Genomic DNA, 19592 nt, shown 5'->3' with positions numbered 1-19592 from the left:
GCATGCCGCATTTCGACCGAGAACCGATCGCGATCACCGGTATTGCGTGCCTGCATCCCGAGGCCGCCGGTGTCGACGAGTACTGGAAGCTGTTGACGCGGCCTGCCACGGGAGCCAGCCAGGACCGCCTGAACGACGCGGATATCGATCTGGCCCGGTTCGGCATCCCGCCCGCACAGCGCGGCGCGATGAGCAGGCTGCAACTCCTCATGCTCGACGCTGCGCATCGGTGCCTGGCCGACGCCGGATACCCGGCGCGACCGCTCGCCGAGCGCACCGATGTCATCGTCGGCACCTGCTTCGGCTCGGATCGTCAGTACGCCAACGCACTTCGCGTCGAAGGTGCGCGATATGCGCGCCATCTCGGGCAGGTGGTCGCGCTGGATCCCGACGACCGGATCAGCGGGCGAGCCGAGCAGTTGCCCGCGCAGCTGCGCGCCCGGCTCACTGAACGACTCGGTGCGTCGCCGCACGACCGGGTCGGCGAGATGGCGAGTGCGATTCCGGCCCGTATCGCCACCGCATTTCGGCTGACGGGTCGCACGATCGCGGTGGAATCCGCCGACGCGACCCCGTTCGTCGCGCTGCGGCACGCGGTCGACAGCTTGCGCGCAGGCACCGCCGAGGCGGTCCTGGTGCTGACCGGGCAGTGCCGAGAGGGTGCGCTGATCGGCGAAATGCTGGCGGCCAAAGGACTTTCCGCGAACGACATGTTGGCCGAGGGCGTCGTCGCGCTGCTGTTGAAACGCCGATCGTCGGCGCTGCACGATGGTGACCGAGGCTATGCATCGATTCTCGAATGCCGGGTGCGGCACGACCCGCACCCCGGCGTGCTGCGCTATGCGACGGAGGCCGAGCAGTACTACCGGGTCGCCGAGGAGACGCACGCGGCGGCGGGCATCGCGCCCGAGCAGCTCGGGTACATCGACTGGGTCGGCCCGTCCATTCCCGCGGTGACCGCGGCGGGCGTCGATGGTCTCGGTAAGGTCTTCGGTGCGGCCGCGTCGGGGTCGGTGCGGTTCGGCGGCAACGGCGATCGGCTCGGCCACGGTTTGGCCAACGCAGGACTGGCGAGCATCGCGAAAACCGCTCTCGCGCTGGACCATCGCGCATTGCCGCCCGGGTCGCTGCGCGGCGCCGACCTGGCCGCGACGCCGTTCCGATTCCCCGAGGATCTCGAACGATGGCCTGCCGAAACGGAATCCGAGGTGCGATATGCGGCAGTGTGCGGGACCGCGCTCGGTGGCACGGCCTCCTATCTGCTCCTCGAAAGTTACGAACGCTCGTCGCCAGGGCTGCGGCCGAGACCGATGCTCGTCCGGTCGGCACCTGCGACGCCGGAAGCCATCGCGATCGTCGGATTCGGCGGAGCCTTCGCGGACGCACCGGACGCGACCGCCTTCTGGCAGAACATCAGATCCGGTCGGGACAGCCTGCGGCAACTCCCGGACGACGTGCTGGATCGCGACCTCTACTTGGCGCGGGGCGCGCTCACCCTCACTCACACCTACTGCGCGGTGGGTGCGGCGGCGTCGATACCCGAACAGCCGCCGACGTCGCTGCACCTCACCCCACGCCGCTACCTGGCGATGGATCGCGCCCAGCGGCTCGCGCTTTCGGTCGCCGAGGAAACGCTGGCTCGCTACGGTCGGCGGCCGACGCTGTGCGCAGGCGATGGCACCGTGGTGGTCGGGAGCACGCTGAGTCTGTCACGGGAACGCAGTCTCAACGCGGAACGGTCGGTGGGGGAGTTGGCCGATGTCGCTGCGGCGCTGGATGAGCTGGCGGACCTGCCGAGCGAGGACCGCGATCGCATTCTCGCGCAAGCCGGCGAACGATACGTGACCTGGTGTGCGCCCGCAATGCCCGCCGATCTCGACGGCTGTCTAGCCAGCGGCGTCGCGGCCTTGGCTGCCAACGAGTTCCGGCTGTCGGCCGTACCGCTCGTGATCGAGTCGGCCTGCGCTTCGACGCTGGCGGCCATCGATTACGCGGTGACGGCATTGCGCGCAGGCTGCGTCGACTACGCCATCGCCGGTGGCGTCGAATTAGCCTGCAATCCCCGTGATCTGGTGCTCTGTTCGGCGCTCGGCATGCTGTCGCGCAGCCGGATCACGCCGTTCGATGCCGAGGCCGACGGATTCAGTCCCGGCGATGGCTGCGCCATGTTCGTGCTCAAGCGGCTCTCCGACGCACAGCGCGACGGCGACAAGATCTACGGTCTGATTCGTGGCGTCGGCGCGGCCAACGACGCGAAATCATGCATCGCACCGAATGTCGACGGACAGGTGCTTGCCATGCGTCGCGCCTTCGGTCAGGTGGAATTCGAGCCCGCGGCGGTCGACTACCTGGAGGCGCACGGTACCGGGACCCGAGTCGGTGACCGGGTGGAAATCACCGCTGCTGCAAAGGTTTACGGCGGGCGTATCCAGCCATTGGTGATCGGTACGGCGAAATCCTTCATCGGCCACACCTTCGCCGCCGCGGGCGGCGCGGGACTGCTTCGGACCCTGCAAGCAATGCGGGCCGAGACCTTCCCGCCCACTGTGTTGCATACGCGCAATCCGGAATTGCCGCTCGAGCAGATTCCTGCGGTGCTACCGAACGTTGCCGCGCCGTGGCCCGCGGTACCAGGTCGACCGCGCCGTGCCGGGGTGAGTTCCTTCGGCACCGGTGGGATCAACTACCACCTGCTCATCGAGGAATATCAGGAAGACTCCCACCGGGACAGTGCGTCATGAACTTCGACCTCCCACCGGAAACCGAGGCTATGTGCGCCGCGGTGACCGCGTTCGCCCGCCGTGATCTGGGTGGCCCGAAATCCTACGACCCGGAATCGTTCGACCACGACGATTTTCGGCGGCGCTGGCGGCTGGCAGGCAGGCAAGGCCTCGTCGGCGCCACGGCGCCGAGCCCGTACGGCGGCAGCGGACTGGATGCCCTCACCGCCACCGCGCTCATGGAGGCGCTCGGAAAGGGCTGCACCGATACCGGTTTCGCCTTCTCTGTCGCGGCCCACTTGTTCGCCTCGGTGATGCCGATCGTGGAGTTCGGCACGGGCGAGCAACACCGGCAGTGGCTGTCCGGGTTGACCTCCGGTGAGCTCATCGCGGCGCACGCCATCACCGAGCCGAATGCCGGATCGGACATCTTGCACCTGGCCGCGCGCGCCGAATGCGGCGGCGACCATTGGATTCTCAACGGCGTCAAGGCCTTCACCACCAATGCGCCGGTCGCCGACGTCTTCATCATTCAGGCCGCCACCGAGCCGGGTGGTGGCTACTTCGGGCTGACCGCCTTTCTCGTTCCGGCCGGGACGCCGGGGCTGCAGGTCGGTGCGCCGCACGACAAGGTCGGTCTGCGCGGTTCGCCGACGGCCGATGTGCACCTCACCGACTGCCGTATCCCGTTGGACGGGGTGCTCGGTGGGGTGGGGGCCGGGGCGAGTGTGTTCGCCGGTTCGATGAAGTGGGAACGCACCTGCCTGTTCGGCGTGTATCTCGGCGCGATGCGCCGTGTTGTCGACAGCACGATCGAATTCGCCGGGGAAAGAACGCAATTCGGTTCGCCCATCGGCGAATTCCAGTCGGTTGCGCACCGCATCGTCGACATGGTCGCGACCCTGGAGACTGCCAGGCTGCTGCTGATGTTCGCGGCCTGGGAACTGTCTCGGGGTGCTGACGCCGCGGTGTCGTCCGGACTGGCGAAGGTGGCGGTCAGCGAGGCCGCGGTGAAGATCGGACTGGACGCCGTCCAGCTGCGCGGCGCGCTCGGGGTCACCGCGGGGGATGCCGAAACGCTGCTGCGCGACGCACTCCCCGCGCGAATTGTCTCCGGTACCAACGAAATTCAGAAGAACAATATCGCACGTGCGCTCAGGGTTGGTCGCCGTGCTCGTCCGCGTCGCTGAAGGAGCCACAGATCATGGAGCTGATCGTGCATTTGATCCGGTTGCACGCCGATACCGACGCCGCGGCGTTCGAATCGTGGGTCCGCGAGGTCGACTACGCGACCTGCCCTGAGCTGCCGAGTATTCGGTCGTTCAGTGTGCAGCGGATCCCCGATTCGCCCCGCAACTACTTCGAGGTGATCCAGGTCGATGACCTCGCCGAGTTCGAGCGCGATACCCGAACCCCGGCGTTCGCGAGACTGGTGGCCGCATTCGACACAATGGCCGCGGTGACCACCGAGATTGCCGGAACACGGGTCGGCCCCGGCTACTACGCGGCATGACCGCCGCGCCCCGGCGTCTCAGCTCAGAGCGCCAGCACAGCCGGTGGCCTGCGTGGTGCGGGCAGGAACCGCACGGTGGGCCGCCCGAGTCTGGCGACGAAAACGACACGGCCAGGCAGCTGGAACTCGGTCTGGAGTTCGTAGCGCAGATCATCGTGTTGGACGACGACGCTGATCGGGTGCATGGCCAAACCGGCGCCGGTGACCCGCAGCCAATAGTCGCCGAGCAGCGCACCCGCGTCGACCATATCGAAATCCGCATTCTCCCAAGGAGATACGCTGACCGAGACGATGGCGGGCGTGCGCAGCACCAGCCCGGCGAGCTGTCCGGCGATGGTCCGCGGAAAGCTGGTCACGCTGAGCACAGCCATGGCGGCCGGGGTGAACATCAACCGCCGCAGCAGCCGCTGTCGGGCCGAGAGTGGTCCGAACAAGTGGGTGAGCGTGAAACCATCGCCCTTTGCTGCGGCTTCGGCCTCGCTATGCCTGAGGTAGGAATGTGTTTCGCGCCAGGCGGCACGATGCGTGAAATCCCGTTCGGCATGTCGGGCGACGAACGCGGCGAACCGGTGCAGGTCCGGGCCGGAGCTCAGGTATCGGATATGCAGCTGCGGCGTGGGATCCACCTGGGCCGTACCGTTTCGGACGCCCGGCAACCCAGCACGGTTGCGTTGGCCGCGCCGCGTGCGTTTCGCCGCGGTGCGGTTCTCCGCGAGTTTGTCGAGGAGGATCGGTGCGATCGGGCCGTCTTCGTAGGGCCCTCTGTTCGTCTGTCGCCGCATGGCAAGGGTGCGCACTTCGCCGAGGGTTTCGGTCGGCTCGGGGTGCCAGCGAAAGTGCGTCAATCGCAAGGGAACCCACGTCGCTGGGAGGCCGATGCCTGCCAATTGTGCCGGATCGGGGTGCATGTGGTGGCACGCCACCCACCCCTGCGCCGCGAGCGCGCGGTGCAGCAGGTGCCAGAAAAGGCCACAGCTGAGCCGCATTTCGGTGTGGTGCGTCGGCAGCGCGGCGATCTCCCTGGTGCGGTCGACCGCCAGGATGAGGGTTTCGGTCGCGGCCTGGTCCGCCGTCGGTAGGGCACCGATTCGGGTCGCGATGTGGTCGCGTGCGGCGTTGCTGACCAATCGCGCCACCGCCCACGGTTGGCAGTTGTGCGACGAAGGGCTCGTCATCGCGATGGCGAGCGCGGACGTCATGGCTTGGTCGAAGGAGACGAATGTTGCTCGCGGTGAACCGGCTTCGTAGATGATCGGCTCTGCCACGTGGACTCCGCCTTTTCGGGTAATTGGCGTGCTGCGGACTATGTCAATATGCCCACCATCGCTGACAATAGGGCTGATAAACCGCTGACAAGTTGCTGACGAGCGCGTATGCCGCCGACATTGCACGATTCCATTCAGAAAAGTATTGACGGGTCTACGGAGCCGAGGATAGATTGGCCCGGTCGCTCGATCCGGCAATTATGCGGCGGCTGAATCTGGTTTGCTGGAAATTGAGGAAAGCTGTGATCGGGTAACTCATTCGGCCGCTGGACAAACGAATCGCAAAGAGGTACGCATGCAGCCCTTGTCCGTGGACAACGCTGTCGAAGCTGGTAACTGGGTCGATCTTGTCAGGACACGGGCTCGTCGGCAGGGAAACCAAGAAGCATATGTATTTCTCGATGAGAACGGCCGGGAAGCGGATTGTCTGACATTCCAGGAGCTCGATAACCGGGCGCGGGCGGTGGCTGAGCGACTGACCGAAACGGTCGGCCGCGGTGAACGCGCCCTGCTGCTCTATCCGGCCGGATTGGACTATGTCGCGGCCTTTTTCGGATGTCTGTACGCGGGCGTGATCGGCATACCGCTGTTTGCGCCGGGGCGTAACCGATCAGCCCACATCGCTGCCATCGCGGCCGATGCTACGGCCGCGGCCGTGTTGACCACCGCCGAGATCGTGGCTGCGGGGGATACGGGCTTGCCCTTCAGTCGATTACCGCATATCGCGACCGATACGCTCGGCCCGGCGCAAGGCCGCGGTACCGCCGTTGCGGGCATCGTCGCTTATCTGCAGTACACCTCGGGTTCGACATCGGCGCCGAAGGGCGTGGTCATCGATCATGCGATGAGCATCAACCATTGCGGACAGCTGGCCCGGGCTTGGCTGGTCGACAACGAGAGCGTCGTCGTCTCGTGGCTGCCGCACTTCCACGACTACGGCCAGGTGAACGGTATTCTGCTGCCGGTCTACGCCGGTTGCCGTGCGGTGCTCATGGCGCCGACGACATTCGCGAAGAATCCCATCCGGTGGCTGGATGCCGTCACGACCTATCGGGGAACCCACAGTGGTGCACCGAATTTCGCCTTCGACCTGTGCGTGGACAAGACGACGGCCGCGCAGCGTGCCTCGCTGGATCTGCGCAGTTGGCGGCACGTGGGCAACGGCGCGGAGCCGGTGCGCAAGGCCACCTTGGACAGGTTCGAAGCGACGTTCACACCGCACGGACTCGACGGCGCGGTGCTCACCCCCGGCTACGGTCTCGCGGAGGCAACGCTGGTCTTGACCTGTGGTGGCTCGCACGAGCGTCGAGTGGTGCGACGCTTCGACCCGCAGGCTCTCGGTCGGCGCAGAGCCGAAATCGCCACCGCACCAGGTGGACTCGAACTCGTCGGCGTCGGCGCCCCGGTTCCCGGCACCGAAATCGCCATCGTCGACCCGGAATCCGGTCGGATCCTGCCTGACGGCGTGGTCGGCGAGATCTGGGCGGCGGGACCGAGTGTGTCGCCACGGTATTGGGGCAAGCACGACGATTCCGCGCGGACATTCGGCGCCAGGTTCGCCGGCGGCGAGACCCGCTGGTTGCGCACCGGCGATCTGGGCTTCGTCGACGACGGCGAGCTGTTCGTCAACGGCCGCTTGAAGAACATGATGATCGTCAATGGTGTCAACTATTACCTGGAGGACATCGAAGCCACCGCGGTCGGCAGTGCCGAGGCGTTGCGGGCCGGCGGCGTGCTCGCCTTCGGTGTCGGAGAGGCCGCGCAGGAGCGGCTCGCGCTGGTCGCGGAGTATCGCGCCGACGGCCAGGTGGCGCCGCACCAGTTGGCCGCGACGATGCGCGACGCGGTCGCAAGGCGGCACGGAATCGCGCCGATCACAGTCGTATTGATCGTCCAAGGCGCGGTGCCGCGGACGACAAGCGGAAAACTGCGCCGCCAAGAGTGCCGATCGGAATTCCTCGCAGGCCGGTTGCCGGAGATCTACCGCTGGACGGAGGCGACGACGGATACCGAGCCGTTGACAGCGGTCGCCCGTGTTCCCGTTGCTGGTCCGCAGCCGAACGGCCTGCCCACCATGACCGAACTCGTGCGACAGGGTCTGCTCACCCAGGTGTCCGACTGGATCGCCGCCAATGCCGGGCCCGGCGCGCCAGCCGTGGAGGCCGACCGCACGCTCGCCGAACACGGCTTCGGATCGGTCGATCAGATGAACCTGCACCAGCACCTCGAGGACTGGGCGGGTAAGCAATTCGCGCCCGAGCTGATGTGGGATGCCGAATCCATCGGCGCCATGGCCAGCGCGATCGCGGAAGTGCTGACCGGCGTCGAGCCCGGCGAATCGAGCACCGCCGCAACGCAACACGAAGCGGTGGCCTGAGATGCGCCTGCGGTCCGCAGTGGCCGGCCTACCCTCGCGCGTCGTCGACAACGCCGAAATCATCGACCTGATCGGGCAACACAGCTCGGACGGCTTCGACGGTGATCTCGACGGCATGTTGCGGTCCGTCGACCTGTACCTGCGCTATGCGGGCTCACGGGAGCGACGGTGGCTCGACGCGGGCGAGCGTCCGATCGATCTGCTCCGCACCGCGGCGAACACCGCACTGGCGCAAGCAGATACCGGCGTCGACGAGATCGATCTGCTGATCTACACGGGTATCGGACGAGGTTTCCTCGAACCGGGTGGGGCCTACCATTGCGCGGCCGCGCTCGGGCTGGTGAACGCGCAGTGCTTCGACATCATCGACGCATGCATGAGCTGGACCAGGGCCGTGCACGTCGCGGAGGCGCTGATGCGCGCAGGTCGGGCCACCGCGGCCCTGATCGTCAACGCGGAGTTCAGCCTGCGCTTCGGTGGCCACGTCTTTCCTGACCTGTTCCGGGTCGAACGGGCCGAAGCGCTGGCATCGATCTTCCCGGCCTACACCCTCGGTGAGGCCGCCACCGCGACCGTGCTCACCGCCGACGACAACGAACCGTGGGACTTCCAGTTCACCTCCCGCCCGGATCTTGCCGCGCTGTGCAACGTCACGCTCCCCGGCTACGAGGGCTTTTGCGATCCCGACGACAAACTTGCCGCCAATGGCGTCGGACGGTTCAGCTCCTTCGGCTTCGAGATGCACGAGGCGGGCACGGCGGAGGTGCTGGCCGTCTTCGAACGGCTCGAGGTGGACCCGGAAAAGGTGGCGGCGCTTTTCACGCACGCATCGAGTAAACGAGATTGGCAGGCCATGGCCGACAAGGTCGGCCTCGGCGAGGTGATCCACCATGTGTATCCCGAGACCGGCAACATCGTCTCCGCGTCGGTACCGGCGGCGATCGCCTCGGCGATCGATGCGGGCGCACTGCGGCCGGGTGATCGCGCGGTGGGCTGGGTCGGCAGCGCGGGCATGTCCTTCGCTGGATTCTCTTTCGTATTCTGACGATCTCTCCGAACGGATGAATCATGCTCGGACATCTCACCAAAGCGGCAGGTTACGGGCTACTCGGCGGCGTCGAATACCTGCTCGGCGCGATACGCGGGCGTGGGCGCGGCCCCGAGCAGCGCCGGGCGGAGGTGGTTCTGGCCTTCTTGCTCCGGATGGGTCCGATCTACATCAAGATCGGTCAGATCGCCGCGACCAGATCCGATCTGCTGCCGGAATCGTGGGTGCAGACGCTGCGGGTGCTGCAGGACCAAGCCCCGCATATGCCGGTCGACCAGACCAGACGCGCGATCGAGCGTGAGCTCGGCGCCGCGCTCGAAGCCACGTTCGTCTCCTTCGATCCGACGCCGATCGCCAGCGCCTCCGTCGCACAGGTGCACGTGGCCGAGCTGTCCGATGGTCGCAAGGTGGCGGTCAAGCTGGTGAAGGATGCGGTGCCCGAGCAGCTCGAGCAGAGCCTGCGTGCGCTCGCCACGTTGGTGCGGCTGGTGCATCTCGCGGTGCCGCCGGTGCGGAACCTCAACCTGCCCAAGCGATTCGAGGAGCTCGCCCGGCTGCTGCGGCCCCAGGCCGATATGACGCACGAGGCCGATCGGCAACAGCGGATATACGCCAACTTCCGCGCCCACCCGTTCGTGAAGGTGCCCGCCGTCGTGCCCGAACTGGTGACCCGGCGCATGCTGGTGATGGAGTACATGGACGGCATTCCGGGCAAACACGCTGACACCGTGCCGTTTCCGCGCGCCAGGCTCGCGCAGCGGTTGCAGGACGTCATCTACACCATGCTGTACATGCACGGCATCTGCCACGGCGATCCGCATCCGGGCAACGTGATGTTCACCGAGGCAGGCGAAGTGGTGCTGGTGGACTACGGCGTGACGGTGGAGCTGAGCGAGGACGAGAAATGGGGCCTGTCCTCCTTCTATTACGCCTGCAGCCGCAAGGAATGGGAGATCGCCACCGACCGGTTCACCCGGCATTTCGTCATCGCGGGCAAGCCGCTGCACCAACGGCGTTCGGCCTACGACGCGCAGATGATCGAGATACTGCGCCACCACTTCGATCTGTCCACCAACCGCTGGTCGACCGTCGCCTTCTTCAACGACGTCAATGCAGTACTACGCCAGTATGATTCGCGATACACGACCAATTTCACCAAGGTCGAGCTCGTCTTCCTCTCGGGCGAGGGCTTCGCAACCCAGATCGATCCCGATATCGACATCTGGTCGAACGCAAGGAATTTCACCGACCGCTACTCGCCGTATGTGAGCACCGAGGTGGCACAGCGATTCGAAGCCGAGTTCACATTGCAGATGCCGACCTCGCTCGGCCTGCGCGACCGAGCGCGGTCGAGCCTGGTCGCGCCGACCCATATCGACCGCTACTTCTTTCCGAGCGGATTCCCGGTGTTCGTCAAGGAGGCCGCGGGCGGCAGCATCAAGGACTTCGACGGCAACGAATACATCGACCTGTCCGGCGGATACGGCCCGCACCTGCTCGGCTACGCGCATCCGGCGATCACGTCCGCGATCACCGCAGGCGTCGATCGCGGACTGGTCAACGGCATCGGCCACGTCGCCGAGATCGAGCTGGCCGAACTGCTTGTCGACGCCTTTCCCGCGGCGGACAAGGCGATCCTGTGCAACTCGGGCACCGAGGCGATCCTGTTCGCCCTCCGGATCTGCCGAGGGTATCGGCGGCGTACCGCGGTAGCGAAATTCGAAGGCCACTATCACGGCTTCGCCGACCAAGGCATGGTCAGTTCCTGGTTCCGTTTCTCCGGCGACCGCCACCACCCCGAACCCGTCGCCGGGACACTCGGCACCGACCCGGCGACGGTGGCGGGAACCGTTGTCCTGCAATACGGCGACATCGGCGGGCTGGACCGGTTGCGTGCCCATGCCGACGAACTCGCCTGCGTCATCCTCGAACCCATGCCGACCTCGGTGGTCGCGCTCGACCTCGAATTCCTCACCGAACTGCGGCGGGTGTGCACCGAACTCGATATCCCACTGGTCTTCGACGAAGTGGTCTCGGGATTCCGCGCGGCATACGGCGGCGTGCAGGTGCTTGCCGATATCCACCCGGATCTGACCTGCCTGGGCAAGGTGATCGGCGGCGGCCTGCCGTGCGGTGCGGTGATCGGCAAGCAGGCACTGATCGACATGGCGAAGAGCTCGCAGGACCCGTTCAACGACTACGAGAACAAGGTGTTCGCCGGCGGCACCCTGAGCGGCAACTCGCTCACGTGCACAGCAGGTTTGGCCGCGGTGCGCCACCTCGGCACCCATCCCGAGATATACCCGATGCTCGACGCGAATACCGCGCGGCTCGCGGAGGCGATGCGCGAAGCGGTGCGCCAGCGCGAGCTGGCCTGCCGGATCAACGCGCGAAATTCGATGTTCTCCTTGAATTTCAGCCACCGCGAGGCCGGCCTGTATCGAGAACGCATGGCGGGCAGCAACTTCAAGGCGACCATCGCGCTGGCCTACTACATGCGCAAACATCAGGTCTATCTCCCTGAGCTGCACGGCTTCCTGATCAGCGCCGCCCATTCGATCGAAGATCTCGATCAGGTGGCGCACGCCTTCGAGAAGAGCCTCGACGAAATGCTGGCCGACCAACTGTTCGTCACCTGAGGCGGCCGCATGCCTACTTCAGCGTGGTAACAACGACTTTGGTGGCGTCGGCGATCTGCGCGTTGGCCGGTTCGGCGTGTTCCTGGTCCTTCGCCGACAGGACGGCGATGACGAGGGGCGCGTGGCCGGGTGGCCAGGTGACGGCGACGTCGAGGGCGCAACCGTAGGCGGGGGTGCCGGTTTTGTCGCCGACGCGCCAATCGGCAGGCAGGCCTGCGCGGATGCGGGCGGCGCCGGTGGTGTTGGCGACCAGCCAGGTGGTCAGTTGGTCTCGTTCGGGTTTGGCCAGGACGTCGTCGACTACCAGCGCGCGGTAGTCGGCGGCCAGTGCGGCGGGAGTCGTGGTGTCGCGCTCGTCGCCGGGGATGGCCGTGTTGAGGTCGGTTTCCCAGCGGTCGAGCCTGGTGGTCTGGTCGCCGATGGAGCGTAGGAACGCCGTGAAGCCTTCGGGGCCGCCGAGGAGTTTGAGGAGTTGATTGCCCGCGGTGTTGTCGGAGACGGTGATGGCGGCGTGGCAGAGTTCGGCGACCGTCATGCCGGTGTCGACGCGGGTCTCGGTGATCGGCGAGTTGGCGACGATGTCGGTGGCGGGGAAGCGGATGACCTGGTCGAAGTAGCCGGTGGACAGCGGGTGATCGCGGAGAAGGCCGCCGCACGCGAGCCCCTTGAACGTGGAGGCAATCGGGAAGCGTTCGCCGTCGCGCTGGGCGACGGTGCGGCCGGTGCCGGTGTCGACGGCGAAAACGCCAAGGCGCGCACCGTATTTCGCTTCCAGGTCGGTGAAGGGCGCGAAGGATGTCGCCTTGATTGTCTGGGTGGGGGCCGTTGTCGTGTCCGAGTCGGTGCCGCACGCGGCGACCGTGAGGGCGGAGACGGCGAGCGCGGCGGCGAGCAGCCTGCGGCGGCGGAGGGGGTTCAGCACGGGGTTCGTCACCACCGCAGGACATCATCGCCGGGATGGTCGGGGCCAATATCGCACCCTGGCGTGTGCGAGTCGAGATCGGTATCGACACTGGTCGGACGCGCGGTGCGGCCCGGATATGCGGCGCGGTTCGGCTGCGGGGCCGGGGCAGGACGGGCGCGCTGGTTCAATGAATCGCATGGATCTGATCCGCCACCTCAGCTTTTTCGTCTCCGTCGCGGACGAGGGGCACTTCGGGCGGGCGGCGGCCGCGTTGGACATGACCCAGCCGCCACTGTCGCAGGGACTTCGTCGCCTGGAGCGGCATCTCGGCGTCGATCTCATTCATCGCACGCGGCAGGGTGCGGTGCTCACCTCGGCGGGGTTGCAGATGCTGCCGCGGGCTCGGCTGCTCGTCGACGACGCCGAACGCTTCCTCGCGGAATCGAAGCGGATCGCACACGCCCGTGGCGACGTGCATTGGGGTGCGACCGCGGCTTTGCCCGACCGGGTGGTCACCGCCTGCGTGACCGCGCTGCGCAGCCGGGTCGAGGCGGGCGCGGTGGTGTCGACGACCGTGGGAACGACCGTAGACCTCGTTGCCGACGTTCGGGCGGGTCTGTGCGATGTCGCGGTGATCGAACATCCTGCGCTCGTCGACGGGCTCGAGGCCGGGCCGGTGGTCAAGGTGCCGCGCTGGTTGGTCGTGCCGTCGGAGCATCGCAGCGCCGTTGCCGAGCGGCCGACTTTCCGGATGCTTGCCGATCTGAGCTTCGCGCACGCGCCGCGGGCTGCCAATCCGCCTGCGTACGACACTGTTCTCGACCTGCTGCGGGAGCGAGGGCTCGACACGTCGACGGTGGTGGCGGCGGACGAGCGCGCGGTCCTCGCCGCCGTTGCTGCCGGGATGAGCTTCGGGCTGACCGCGACGCCGCCGTCCGCGACGCCGGGTGTCACGTGGCTCGGCATGGCGCCGCAGGCGGTGGCGCTGCGCGTGCGGGTGGTCCGGCGGGCCGGGGTCGACATCGATATCGACGTGGTGGATCGCGTGCTGTACCGGGAGCGACTGCAATGAGAAGGGCCGTGCTCGGGGACGAGCTGACCGGCGTGCGTGCCGCGGAGCAACGCATTCGCGCGGTCTTCGCCGATGCGGGCTGCACCGGGTGGCTGCACGCGCGTCGCTGCACGGACTCCGGCGCCGAGATCTCCGTGGATGGTCGGGACCGGGTGGTCACCGCGTCGGTGTACAAGTTGCTGCTGTTCGTCGCGTTCTGCAGGCACGTCGACACCGGCCGGATCGACGCCACCGAACGACTGACGATCCTGCCGTCCGACTGCACGCCGGGCCCGACCGGCATTGCCGCACTGCATGATTCGGTGACCATGAGCCTGCGCGATCTGGCGACGTCGATGATGACGGTCTCGGACAATGCCGCCGCCGATGTGCTGCTCGGTCAGGTCGGGCTCGGCCCGGTCGCCGATCTGATCGACGAACTCGGCCTCGCCGAAACCAGGGTCGTCGGCGGCACCGCCGACCAGCATCGCAGCCTGGTCCGCGACACCGATACCCACAGCACCGCAGCGGCTTTCGCGGCGCTCGCCGACAACGACGACGCCTGGTCGGTGTCGGCCTACGACCCGTCGTACACCAGTGCGTCGACGCCGGAGGAGATGACCAGGTTCCTGCGGGCGCTATGGTCCGGCACGGTGCTGTCGCCGGAGCAGACCGAGTTCGTCAAATCAGTGATGCGCAAACAGGTTTGGGCGCATCGCATCGCCGCGGCCTTCCCGCACAGCACCGTGCGCGTCGCGGGGAAGACCGGCACCATCGGAGTGATCCGCAATGAGGTTGCGGTGGTGGAGTTTCCAGGCGAATACCCCGTCGCGGTTGCGGTGTTCACCCGGGCGGCCCGTGCCGACCCGAACTTGCCCGTCGTCGATGCGGCGATCGCCGAGGCCGCCCGCATCGCGGTCACCGAACTGCGTCGGCCACTTTCGGAGGAATGAGCGCTAGCTGGGCTTCGTCGCCGCAACGGCGTACAGCAAAGGGATGCGAGTGTCTGTCGGCGGTAGGCGCCACCATCCGCTGTCGTCGTCGCGGATCATGCGGTCGAATCGGGGATAGGGCAGTAGTTCGGTCTCTCGCAGTCGGGTAATGGTCAAGCCTGCGTTGATCAATGCGGTGACGACCTCGCCGATGCCGTGCGCCCATTCGTAGACCGCGGCTGCGGCGACCGGAAGTTCCGGGCCGTCGGTGTAGGTGTGGGTGCTGGTGTGATCGATGGGGCCGCGACCTTCCAGGTAGTCGTTGCGCAGCAGCAACTCTTGCCGGTTCGGGTCCGGCTTGGGGCCGAGAGAGGCGAGGATGGGGTGGAATTCGACGATGTAGGCGACGCCGCCCGGCTTCAGCAGCTCGGCGACCACCGCTGCCCAGCGATCCAGATCCGGCAGATAGCACAGCGAACCCTTGGCCGCGTAGACGATGTCGAACGTGCGGCCGCCGAGCGCAGGCACCGCCTCGTACACATCGGATTTCACGTAGTCCACCGCGACACCGTGCCGGTCTGCGATGCGGCGCGCCTGCTCGATCGCCCGGCCGGAGAAGTCGAGTCCGACGGTGCGTGCGCCGCGTCGGCCGAAAGCGATTGTCTCCGTACCGAGGTGGCATTGCAGGTGCACCAGGTCGCGGTCGGCGAGTGGACCGAGGTCCTCCCATTCGAACGGCGCGAACCACGACTCCGCCGGGGTCGTGCCGTCCGCGCCGTAGAATCGGGAGGCCGCGTGGATCGGGGCGCGGGCGTCCCAATTCCGCTCATTGGCGCGCATCAGTTCGACAGTGCCAGAATCGAATCCGCTGTCCATCTCACCCCTTGTCTCGTTACCGCATACGTCCCGCAGGCCACCATATCGACTCGTCGCCGAACCCATTGGCGCAGTGCGGGGTACGCGAACGTACCAGTGATGTGTGCTTATCCGACAAGCGTTGATACCCGGCTCATCAATCGTCCGATGATCGCCGGTTTTTGCGACGTTATTCTGACGACACTCGGTCAGATCCACGATAAGTGGATGGGTGGCTTCGTCGATGAACCGCTGGTGCCTCTGGTGAGTTCGGCAAGGAGCGTGGCAATGTCCACCGGTGTAGCTCCGGAAGGCTCACGAGAGTCGCGGCAACACAGGGCGACCGCTTTTCGCGGTCGGCACGACCGGGCACGCGAGATATTGGCTGAACGGGTTGCCGCCGGGTCGCCGAACATGGTCTTGGCGAGCACCTACGTCCCGCCGGAGGGCGCCGTGGCCGCATACCTGCTGCACCGGCTGCTCAGCCGCGGCGATTCCACCGGCACCGCATGGCATTCGGTGTTCGTGAACTCCGGTGTCGAGGCGCTCGGCACCGTGACGAAGTACGTGCGCAACCGGCACAATCGCGGCGCCGCCGAGGGGATGTGCCGCATCCTGGTGCTCGACCCGACCTGGACCGCGCGCTACGCCTTCGGGCATACGGTGCCAGGGTTGCGCGCCACGGTCACCGACGGCATGGCGATCGTCGGCACCCCCGGCGAGTTCCTCGGCCTCTGTGGCGCGGGCTGGAATGCCTATGTGGTCGTCGTCGACGGGCTCACCGACGATCAGCTGGCGCCGGTGCGCACTGCGCTAGAGGCGGTGCGCGCGAGCGATTGTCCAGTTGCTTTCGGCCTGCTCGGTGACGTGGCGGCGCTGGCACCGTTGCGTTCCTCGGTGGCTTCCGCCGATATCGTGTTCCTGGGTGAGGTCTGCGTGGACAACGAGATGCCTTGTGGCACTGTCTCGTTCACGCGAGAGATGTTTGCGCTCTGGAACAACACGATGGACAGCATCGCGCACGTGTCGACGTTCGGCGGCAACGGGCTCGCCATGCACATGCTGTGCGAGACGTTGACGCGCTGGCGGCCGACGGACCGGCACGAACGCGCGGCGATCGAACGAATGCGGCGGGGCAGGCTCACCCGGAGCGCCCGGCTGCGCATGCACAGCAATACTTGGCAGACCAGGGCAATCGATCTTGCGGCCATCAACATGACGTTCGACCGGGCCGAGGGAGTCACCTATCGTCGCGGCGAACAGTCCTATGTCGACCTGGCTTCCGGCACCGGTCCCGCGTTCCGTGGACACAACGTGCAATCGATCGAGGCGATCCGGACGGCAGGCAGCGCGGGCGACGACAATGCGCGCCTGGAAAGCACGCTCGCGCGGCTCACCGGTTTGCCGTTCATGCTTCCCGCGGTGAGCGGGCAGAGTGCTGTCGATCTCGCCGTCCTCGCCGCGCTGTGTTGCAGGCCGGGCCGCGGCGCTGTGCTCACGCTGCGTGGCAACTATTCGGGCAAAGGCCCCATTTCGCTGGCGTTGAGCAGGACGAGTTCGTTCTTCCGCGACCGGGACGAGCATGCCTTCAGTCCCTACCCGGTCGAGGTGATCGAGGTCGATCCCGAGGACATCGCCGGGGTGCGGGCGGCGCTGCGCCGCGACGATATCGCCCTGGTCTGGTTGGAGATCGTGCAAGGTTACGACTGTCGCGAGATAGCGCAGGAGGTCCTCGACGAGATCGAGCTTCGGCGTGCGACCGCCGGGTTCCTGGTCGGTGTCGACGAGATATTCACCGGCTTCTGGCGGTGCGATCTCGACCATTTCCTGGCTTGCACCGGTCGCGGGTTCCGGCCGGATCTGGTCGCCTTGTCCAAAGGGCTGAGTGACGCACTCGTGCCGATCGGCGCCGCCATGGTCTCCGCCGATGTCTTCGCCACGCTCACACGCACGGCACCGGAAACGGCGAACTGGGTACGCGCGCACTACCGCAACGACATGGCGGCCGCGCTGGCGCTCGCGGCGATCGAAGCGGCCGAGCCCGCCAGGCGCGACGCCGCGCAGGTAGCGGAGGCCATGGAGGCCATGCTGCAACGCGCCTCGCGCGCACCGTTGTTCGCGGGATATCGGCGGGTCGGCCTGCTCGGGCGGCTGGTGCTTTCGCCGCGGGCGATCGGTGCGCGGCCGCGGCCTTCGGTGCAGAACTATGCCGAGGCGGTGATCGCGCGGCTGATCGTAAAGCAATGCGGCGCAATTACTTTGCAAATGCGGATCGTGCCGAGTGTGGCCGGTGACGGCGCCGCCGAGTTGATCGCGGCCATGGCCGAAGTCGGTGAATTCCTGGAACGAATGCCGCGGTGGACCGTTGATCGAACCACGCTCGCCGCATTAGCGGGCACCGTCGGCCGGGAAATTGCTGCGACCGTGTTGCGGATGCGTGAGGCATACGGTGATCGAAAGGGACGCATTGCGAATTGATTATCGGCCGCCATGAATCAGCAATGTGCACAGCAAGAATCGTTGATTTGTACATTGTTTCGTCGCTGAAACAAAGCGGTGTCCGAACGGTAGCGTGCTACCCTGGTTTGCGTTCGCTGGTTAATGATGGGAGCGTGAGATGTCGTGTCACGCAATGGAAACGGGCCAGCGGATCTCCGTGCTCGGCAATCGTGCGACACAATTGTGCCACTCGTCCCCATTCCGACGGTGAACGAGTGCCGTCCGCAGGGCGCCGCGACGTATAAACAGGTCGTCATCCGCGTCGTGGTCTGTGCGGATAGTCCGCTGATGCGCAGAGGGCTGTGCGCGCAATTCGACCGCGAGCCGGATATTCATGTGGTGGACGATGTTTCGGGCGGCCACAGTCTGCTCGGCGCCGTCAAAGCGCACGCACCCGACGTGGTATTGCTCGTCGGTGCGATCGAAGGAAAACATCGCCTCGCCGAGATTGTCGCCGCCTCGAAAGTAATCATGGTCTTGACCGAGGAAGATGTCGCACGCGCTGTCAAACTCGTTCGGGCCGGGGTGCGTGCGCTATTGTCCTCGGGCTGCTCGCCGTTCGAGCTGCTGTGCGCTATTCGGGTGGTCGCGGTCGGCAATCGGCTCGTGGTGCCGCCCCAGATCGTCGGCGGGCTCGACCATGTCGTTGCGCCCGCGGTCGCGCGGAACTCGGATATGCAGGTGGCCGGGAGCCTGACCCGGCGCGAGGCGGAGGTGCTCGGGCTGCTCGCGCACGGTCGGTCGAACGCGGAAATCGCACGGCAGCTGTCGGTTTCGGCGACCACCGTGCGCAGCCACGTCCACCACGTGCTGCAGAAGTTAGCGGTCGGCACGCGCGGACAAGCCGTCGCGGTGGCCTATGAAACCGGGTTGATCGCGCTGCTCGACGACAGCGCGGGCAACGGGCACGCCCGCGGGCCGCAACAGAGCGTCGAGGTGCGCCGCGCCCCTCAGTGGCCATCTGAGAACTCCGCGATTGGTCGGCGTGTGGCGCCCGGTATGTAGGGGACTCCCGGCAACCACCGTCTGGCACGCGCGATCAGCGACGCTGGTTGGGCCGAGTTCGCGCGGCACGTTGTCAGTGGCCCATGCCGAGCCCGCCGTCGACCGGGATCACTGCGCCGGTGATGTAAGCGGCATCGTCACCGGCGAGAAACGCCACTACCCTGGCGATCTCGGCGGCGTCGGCGATCCGGCCGAGCGGGATCTTCTTGGTGACCTCCGCGCGCCACTTCGGCGTCAGCGATGCGGTCATGTCTGTGTCGACGAACCCGGGGGCGACCACATTGACAGTGATGTTGCGGGAGCCGAGCTCGCGCACCAGCGACCGCGCCAGCCCGATCATGCCCGCCTTGGACGCCGCGTAATTCGTCTGCCCCGCCGAACCGAGCAGCGCCGTCACCGACGACACCAGGATGATCCGGCCGCGCCGCTGCCGGATCATGGTCCGCGCGGCCCGGTTGATCACCCGGAAGGTGCCGACCAGGTTGGTGTCGACCACGGATGCGAAATCGTCCTCGGTCATCGCTGCCAGCAGCACGTCCTTGGTGATGCCCGCGTTCGCGATCAGGACGTCGACCGGGCCGAGTTCCTGCTCGACCATGGCGAAGGCGGCGTCGACCTGCCGCTCGTCGGTGACATCGCATGGCACGCCGAACAATCCGTCGGGCGGTGCACCCTTGCGCGTCGTCACCGCCACCGCCTTGCCGCCGCGCGCGAGTTCACGGGCGATGGCCAAGCCGATGCCGCGGTTGCCACCGGTGACGAAGGCGGAATGGTTCATCAGCGC

Annotated in this window: 14 protein-coding genes; 10 read left to right on the top strand and 4 right to left on the bottom strand. The window is 66.7% G+C overall.

Annotation, left to right across the window (positions count from 1 at the left end; all coding sequences use genetic code 11):
- Positions 1–2: 2 nt before the first annotated feature.
- Genes ACGFNJ_RS32325 through ACGFNJ_RS32315 form a run of 3 tightly spaced genes read left to right on the top strand, consistent with a single transcriptional unit; the run spans position 3 to position 4233 of the window.
- Positions 3–2741, top strand: coding sequence for a polyketide synthase (locus tag ACGFNJ_RS32325; protein ID WP_393456847.1), 2739 nt, complete (start codon positions 3–5; stop codon positions 2739–2741).
- Entirely contained in the window at positions 2738–3910 is a 1173-nt protein-coding gene (redW, locus tag ACGFNJ_RS32320) for an L-prolyl-[peptidyl-carrier protein] dehydrogenase (RefSeq protein WP_393456844.1), read from the top strand. Before ACGFNJ_RS32325 ends, redW begins: the two co-directional genes overlap by 4 nt.
- A gap of 14 nt (positions 3911–3924) precedes the next feature.
- On the top strand, positions 3925–4233 hold the full coding sequence (locus tag ACGFNJ_RS32315; RefSeq protein ID WP_393456841.1) for a hypothetical protein: 309 nt from the start codon (positions 3925–3927) through the stop codon (positions 4231–4233).
- Between the two features lie 23 nt (positions 4234–4256).
- Here the strand turns inward: ACGFNJ_RS32315 and ACGFNJ_RS32310 are convergent, their stop codons facing one another.
- The gene (locus ACGFNJ_RS32310) at positions 4257–5498 is read right to left on the bottom strand and encodes a hypothetical protein (protein WP_393456838.1); all 1242 of its coding nucleotides are present in this window, start codon (positions 5496–5498) and stop codon (positions 4257–4259) included.
- Between the two features lie 295 nt (positions 5499–5793).
- On the opposite strand from ACGFNJ_RS32310, the gene ACGFNJ_RS32305 reads away from it, so the two are divergent.
- From ACGFNJ_RS32305 to ACGFNJ_RS32295, 3 genes are read left to right on the top strand one after another with little or no spacing between them, the layout of a single operon-like run.
- Positions 5794–7875 carry an AMP-binding protein gene (locus ACGFNJ_RS32305; protein ID WP_393456835.1) on the top strand — a complete coding sequence of 694 codons (2082 nt, stop codon included), beginning with the start codon at positions 5794–5796 and terminating at the stop codon, positions 7873–7875.
- A gap of 1 nt (position 7876) precedes the next feature.
- Positions 7877–8920: a 3-oxoacyl-[acyl-carrier-protein] synthase III C-terminal domain-containing protein gene (locus ACGFNJ_RS32300; protein ID WP_393456832.1), complete on the top strand. Its 1044-nt coding sequence runs from the start codon at positions 7877–7879 to the stop codon at positions 8918–8920.
- A gap of 23 nt (positions 8921–8943) precedes the next feature.
- The gene (locus ACGFNJ_RS32295) at positions 8944–11562 is read left to right on the top strand and encodes an aminotransferase class III-fold pyridoxal phosphate-dependent enzyme (protein ID WP_393456829.1); all 2619 of its coding nucleotides are present in this window, start codon (positions 8944–8946) and stop codon (positions 11560–11562) included.
- 13 nt (positions 11563–11575) lie between these two features.
- On the opposite strand, the gene bla is transcribed toward ACGFNJ_RS32295, so the two are convergent.
- The gene (bla, locus tag ACGFNJ_RS32290) at positions 11576–12484 is read right to left on the bottom strand and encodes a class A beta-lactamase (protein WP_393457451.1); all 909 of its coding nucleotides are present in this window, start codon (positions 12482–12484) and stop codon (positions 11576–11578) included.
- Positions 12485–12662: 178 nt separating this feature from the next.
- Here bla and ACGFNJ_RS32285 point away from each other — a divergent pair, with 178 nt between their 5' ends.
- Both ACGFNJ_RS32285 and ACGFNJ_RS32280 read left to right on the top strand, forming a co-directional pair.
- Positions 12663–13538: a LysR family transcriptional regulator gene (locus ACGFNJ_RS32285; RefSeq protein WP_393456826.1), complete on the top strand. Its 876-nt coding sequence runs from the start codon at positions 12663–12665 to the stop codon at positions 13536–13538.
- On the top strand, positions 13535–14470 hold the full coding sequence (locus ACGFNJ_RS32280; protein WP_393456824.1) for a serine hydrolase: 936 nt from the start codon (positions 13535–13537) through the stop codon (positions 14468–14470). The genes ACGFNJ_RS32285 and ACGFNJ_RS32280 overlap by 4 nt, the downstream gene beginning before the upstream one ends.
- Before the next feature lie 3 nt (positions 14471–14473).
- Here the strand turns inward: ACGFNJ_RS32280 and ACGFNJ_RS32275 are convergent, their stop codons facing one another.
- Positions 14474–15289 (bottom strand): class I SAM-dependent methyltransferase, encoded by an 816-nt coding sequence (locus ACGFNJ_RS32275; RefSeq protein WP_393456821.1) that lies wholly within the window; start codon positions 15287–15289, stop codon positions 14474–14476.
- A 303-nt stretch (positions 15290–15592) separates the two neighbouring features.
- On the opposite strand from ACGFNJ_RS32275, the gene ACGFNJ_RS32270 reads away from it, so the two are divergent.
- Together ACGFNJ_RS32270 and ACGFNJ_RS32265 are read left to right on the top strand one after the other, a co-directional pair.
- Positions 15593–17782, top strand: coding sequence for an aminotransferase class III-fold pyridoxal phosphate-dependent enzyme (locus ACGFNJ_RS32270; RefSeq protein ID WP_393456818.1), 2190 nt, complete (start codon positions 15593–15595; stop codon positions 17780–17782).
- Between the two features lie 228 nt (positions 17783–18010).
- On the top strand, positions 18011–18808 hold the full coding sequence (locus ACGFNJ_RS32265; protein WP_393456815.1) for a response regulator transcription factor: 798 nt from the start codon (positions 18011–18013) through the stop codon (positions 18806–18808).
- 73 nt (positions 18809–18881) lie between these two features.
- Here the strand turns inward: ACGFNJ_RS32265 and fabG are convergent, their stop codons facing one another.
- Complete coding sequence (fabG, locus tag ACGFNJ_RS32260) at positions 18882–19586, bottom strand: 3-oxoacyl-ACP reductase FabG (protein WP_069160487.1); 705 nt, start codon at positions 19584–19586, stop codon at positions 18882–18884.
- Positions 19587–19592: the final 6 nt, after the last annotated feature.

Origin of the sequence: Nocardia sp. NPDC049149, assembly GCF_043197455.1 — a bacterium.
GTDB lineage: Bacteria > Actinomycetota > Actinomycetes > Mycobacteriales > Mycobacteriaceae > Nocardia.
The sequence above is the reverse complement of the archived record's forward strand: the minus strand, read 5'-3'. Positions and strand labels throughout refer to the sequence as shown.